Source organism: Teichococcus aerophilus, from assembly GCF_014490485.1.
Classification (GTDB): domain Bacteria; phylum Pseudomonadota; class Alphaproteobacteria; order Acetobacterales; family Acetobacteraceae; genus Pseudoroseomonas; species Pseudoroseomonas aerophila.
In genome coordinates this window covers 1-4175 of record NZ_JACTVA010000110.1, presented here as the reverse complement: position 1 = coordinate 4175, position 4175 = coordinate 1, and the positions used below count along the sequence as shown (strand labels likewise).

Here is a 4175-nt window from a genome sequence, read left to right as displayed (position 1 = left end):
GTGGTGCCACCCGGCGGCAACACGGTGGCGGGCGCGGGGCTGGCGGGCGGGGTCGCGGCCGGTGGCGTCACCTCGGGCAGCGGCGGCAGGCCGGCCTCGCGGGCCGATTGCTCCAGGCGCGGCGGCAGGGCCGGCACTTCCTCGGCCGTGCGGGTGGAGCCACTCCAGTAATACCAGCCGGCATAGCCGGCCACGGCCAGCACGGCGCCCAGCATGATAACGGCACCGGCCGGCACGCCACGGTCGGGCACCGGCTCGGGGAACACCAAATCCTTGGCGGGGGCGGCGACGCCGGCGCCCTCGCGGAAGCGGCGCACCATCTCCGGCGCATCCAGGCCGAGGATCTGGGAATAGCTGCGGACGAAGCCGGTGGCGTAGGCGATGCCGGGCAGGTCCCGCACCCGCCCTTCCTCCAGCGCCGCCAGGTAGCGACGGTTGATGCGGAGCTCGTCCGCCATCTCTTCCAGGCTCACGCCGAGGGCGAGCCGAGCGTCGCGCAGCTCCTCGCCCACGCGGGCGGCCTCGGCACTCTGGGTATCGGGGCGGGGGTGGCGCTTCATGTCGTAGGGCAAGCGAAGGTCACCTCATCTCGCCGCGCGGGAAGCGGCGAACCGCGAATGGCAGGCATGGCCGCCCCCCTGTGGCGGCCACTCAAGGTCAGGCACGCTGCCGGCCACTTGCTCCCGGGCAGAGGGAGCATGGCCGGTCAGGCTTTCAAGCGCCAGCGCGCCGCGCGGTCAATGCGGCCTGGGCCTGCTCCAGCAACTCGGCGATGATCTCCACCGCCGGCTGCTCCCGCGTCACCATGCCGACGCTCTGGCCCGCCATCAGAGAGCCGTTCTCGACATCGCCATCCACCACGGCCTTGCGCAGCGCGCCGGCCCAGAAATGCTCGATATCCAGCTGGCCGGCATCTTTGGCCACCTCGCCCGCCTTGTAGCGGCGGATGATCTCGGCCTGGTGCTCCAGGAAGCGCTTGGTGCCACCGTTCTGCAGGGCGCGGACGGGGATGACGGGGAAGCTGTCATCCAGCTGCACCGTCGGCAGCGCATCGCGCGCCGCGCCGCGGATGAAGGCGCGCTTGAAGTTGGGGTGCGCCACGCACTCGGTGGCGCAGACGAAGCGGGTGCCGATCTGCACGCCCGCAGCCCCCATCTCCAGGTAGGAGAGGATCGCTTCGCCGCGCCCGATGCCGCCGGCCACGAAGACCGGCACATCGCGGATATGCGGCAGGATCTCCTGCGCCAGTACCGTCAGGCTGACCGGGCCGATATGCCCGCCGGCCTCGGAACCCTCGATCACCAGCGCATCGGCGCCGGAGCGCACCAGCTTCTTGGCCAGTGCCAATGCCGGCGCAAAGCAGATGACCTTGGCGCCGCCGTCCTTGGCCATCTTGATGGCCGGGCCGGGCGGGATGCCGCCGGCGAAGACGATATGCCCGACCTTGGCGTCCAGGCAGACCTGCACCAGCTCCATCAGGTTCGGGTGCATGGTGATCAGGTTGACGCCGAAGGGCTTGTCGGTCAGCGCCTGGGTGGCGGCGATCTCCTCCGCCAGCCGGTCCGGCATCATCGCGCCGCAGGCGATGACCCCGAAGGCCCCGGCGTTGGAAAGGGCGGCGACCAGGTTGCGCTCGCTCACCCAGCTCATGGCCCCGCCCAGGATGGCGTAGGGCGTGCCGAGGAAGGCCGCGCCGCGCGCCATCAACGCGTTCAGGCTGGGGTCGATCTGGGTGGGCAGCGCATCCATGGGCATCAGCCTTCCGCGTCCAGACCGTAGGCGGTGTGCAGGGCACGCACCGCGAGCTCGGTATATTCCAGGCCGACCAGCACACTGGTCTTGATCTCGGAGGTCGAGATGACCTGGATGTTGATGCCCTTCTCGCTCAGCGCCTTGAACATCGTGGCGGCGACGCCGGCGTGGGAGCGCATGCCGATGCCGACGATGCTGATCTTGGCCACGTCCGGGTCCGTGATCATCGCTTCGTACTGGATGATCGCGCGGGCCTTCTCCAGCACTTCCTTCGCGCGCGGCAGGTCGGTCTTGCCCACGGTGAAGGTCATGTCGGTGGTGCCGTCGGCGCCCAAGTTCTGGACGATCATGTCCACGTTCACATTGGCGGCCGAGAGCGGCACGAACACCTCGGCGGCGATACCGGGCTTGTCCGGCACCCGGCGCAGCGTCACCTTCGCCTCGTCGCGGGAATAGGCGACGCCCGTCACCAGCGGCTGTTCCACGATCTCATCCTCATCAACGACCATAGAGCCCGGCTTGTCCTCGAAGGAGGACAGCACCTGCACCCGAACCCGCTGCTTCATCGCGAGTTCCACGGACCGGGTCTGCAACACCTTGGCGCCGACCGAAGCCAGCTCCAGCATTTCCTCGTAAGCCACCGCCGGCAGCTTGCGCGCCTTGGGCACGATGCGCGGATCGGTCGTGTAGACGCCGTCCACGTCGGTGTAGATGTCGCACCGGTCCGCCTTCACCGCGGCGGCGATGGCCACGGCGGAAAGGTCCGAGCCACCCCGGCCCAGTGTGGTCACCCGGTTATCCGGACCAATGCCCTGGAAGCCGGCCACCACGGGCACCTGGCCCTGCTGCATGCGCTCGATCAGCGCGGCGCCGTCAATCTCCTCGACCCGCGCCTTGCCGTGCGCGTCGTCGGTGCGGATGGCGATCTGCCAGCCCTGCCAGGAGCGCGCGTTGACGCCGATGGTCTGCAGCGCGATGGCCAACAGGCCGATCGTCACCTGCTCGCCCGTCGCGACGACCACGTCATACTCGCGCGCGTCGTGCAGCGGGGACAGCTCGGTGCACCATTTGACCAGCTGGTTGGTGGTGCCGGACATGGCGGAGACCACCACGGCCACTTCATTCCCGGCATCGACTTCGCGCTTCACGCGATTGGCGACGTTGCGGATACGGTCCAGATCGGCGACGGAAGTGCCGCCGAACTTCATCACGATACGTGCCATGCGGTTCTGAAGGATCGGTCCGAGAGGGAAACGGAGCGCCCGCCACGGTTGCGGCTGGCGAAGGGGTGCGACAGATAACGGCCACAGGCCCGTGCCGCAACCGTGAGATGCGCGGACCGGCAGGCCAGGAGAGAATGACGACATGACCGCCACAGCCGCCCCGGACGAGATCGCGAAATTCGACGCCCTGGCCGCGCGCTGGTGGGACCCCAAGGGCCCGATGGCGCCGCTGCATGCCATGAACCCCCTGCGCTGCGGCTGGATCGCCAACCACCTGGCGCATGCCCATGGCCGGGATGCCGCCGCGCTGGGCGGGCTGACGGTGCTGGATGTCGGCTGCGGCGCCGGCCTGGCCTCCGAGGGGCTGGCCCGGCTGGGTGCCCGCGTCACCGGCCTGGACGCCGCCCCGGCGGCACTGGAGGCCGCCCGAATCCACGCGGCGGAGGGCGGGCTGGAGATCGACTACCGCCAAGGCATGCCGGAGGACCTGGCCGCCGAGGGCGCCCGCTTCGACGCCGTGGTGGCCCTGGAGGTGATCGAGCACGTCACCGACCGCCGGGCCTTCCTGGCCGCGCTGGCCGGGCTGGTGCAGCCGGGGGGGATGGTGTTCCTCTCCACCCTGAACCGCACGGCGCGCAGCTTCCTCTTCGCCAAGCTGGGCGCCGAGTACCTGCTGCGGCTGCTGCCGCGCGGCACGCATGACTGGAAGCTGTTCGTCACCCCCGCCGAGCTGGGGGCCGAGGCCCGTGCGGCCGGGCTGCGCGTCTCCGCCATCAGCGGCATGACGCCGGGCCTGCCCGGGCAGGCCTGGCGGGCCACCCAGGACGTGGCGGTCAACTACATCGTGGCGATGCGACGGGACTGAACCCGCCGGGGATTGCAGCCGCCGGCCTCAGCCGTCGGCGCGGGGCACCCAGGGCAGGCGGGCGATGTCGATGCCCTCCTCCCGCAATTCCTCGGCGTCGGTGTCGCTGGCCTCGCCATAGATGCCACGGAACTCGCTTTCGCCCCGGTGCATCTTGCGCGCCTCGTCGGCGAAGCCGCTGCCGACATAGTCGCAGTTCTTCTCCACCTCGGCCCGCATGCGCTGCAGCAGCGCCACCATCTGGGCGGGAATCGGCCCGGCGGCGGCCTGTTGCGGCCCGGCGGGCGGCCCGGCGGGGGCACCGGCCGGCACCGTGGCCACGGCCTGGCCCGCCG

5 protein-coding genes are annotated in these 4175 nt (G+C 70.6%); 1 reads left to right on the top strand and 4 read right to left on the bottom strand.

The features are described from left to right. The 3 genes from IBL26_RS25180 to IBL26_RS25170 form a co-directional block, all read right to left on the bottom strand. The coding region (locus IBL26_RS25180; protein WP_187787247.1) for a helix-turn-helix domain-containing protein at positions 1 to 572 on the bottom strand (572 nt) is incomplete at its 3' end. 142 nt (positions 573 to 714) lie between these two features. Continuing rightward, positions 715 to 1749 (bottom strand): NAD(P)H-dependent flavin oxidoreductase, encoded by a 1035-nt coding sequence (locus IBL26_RS25175; RefSeq protein WP_187787246.1) that lies wholly within the window; start codon positions 1747 to 1749, stop codon positions 715 to 717. A gap of 5 nt (positions 1750 to 1754) precedes the next feature. Beyond that, positions 1755 to 2975, bottom strand: coding sequence for an aspartate kinase (locus tag IBL26_RS25170; protein WP_187787245.1), 1221 nt, complete (start codon positions 2973 to 2975; stop codon positions 1755 to 1757). A 142-nt stretch (positions 2976 to 3117) separates the two neighbouring features. On the opposite strand from IBL26_RS25170, the gene ubiG reads away from it, so the two are divergent. After that, on the top strand, positions 3118 to 3840 hold the full coding sequence (gene ubiG, locus IBL26_RS25165; RefSeq protein ID WP_187787244.1) for a bifunctional 2-polyprenyl-6-hydroxyphenol methylase/3-demethylubiquinol 3-O-methyltransferase UbiG: 723 nt from the start codon (positions 3118 to 3120) through the stop codon (positions 3838 to 3840). Positions 3841 to 3867: 27 nt separating this feature from the next. Here ubiG and IBL26_RS25160 read toward each other — a convergent pair. Next, positions 3868 to 4175: DUF1178 family protein (locus IBL26_RS25160; RefSeq protein ID WP_187787243.1), on the bottom strand; the 308-nt coding region annotated here is incomplete at its 5' end.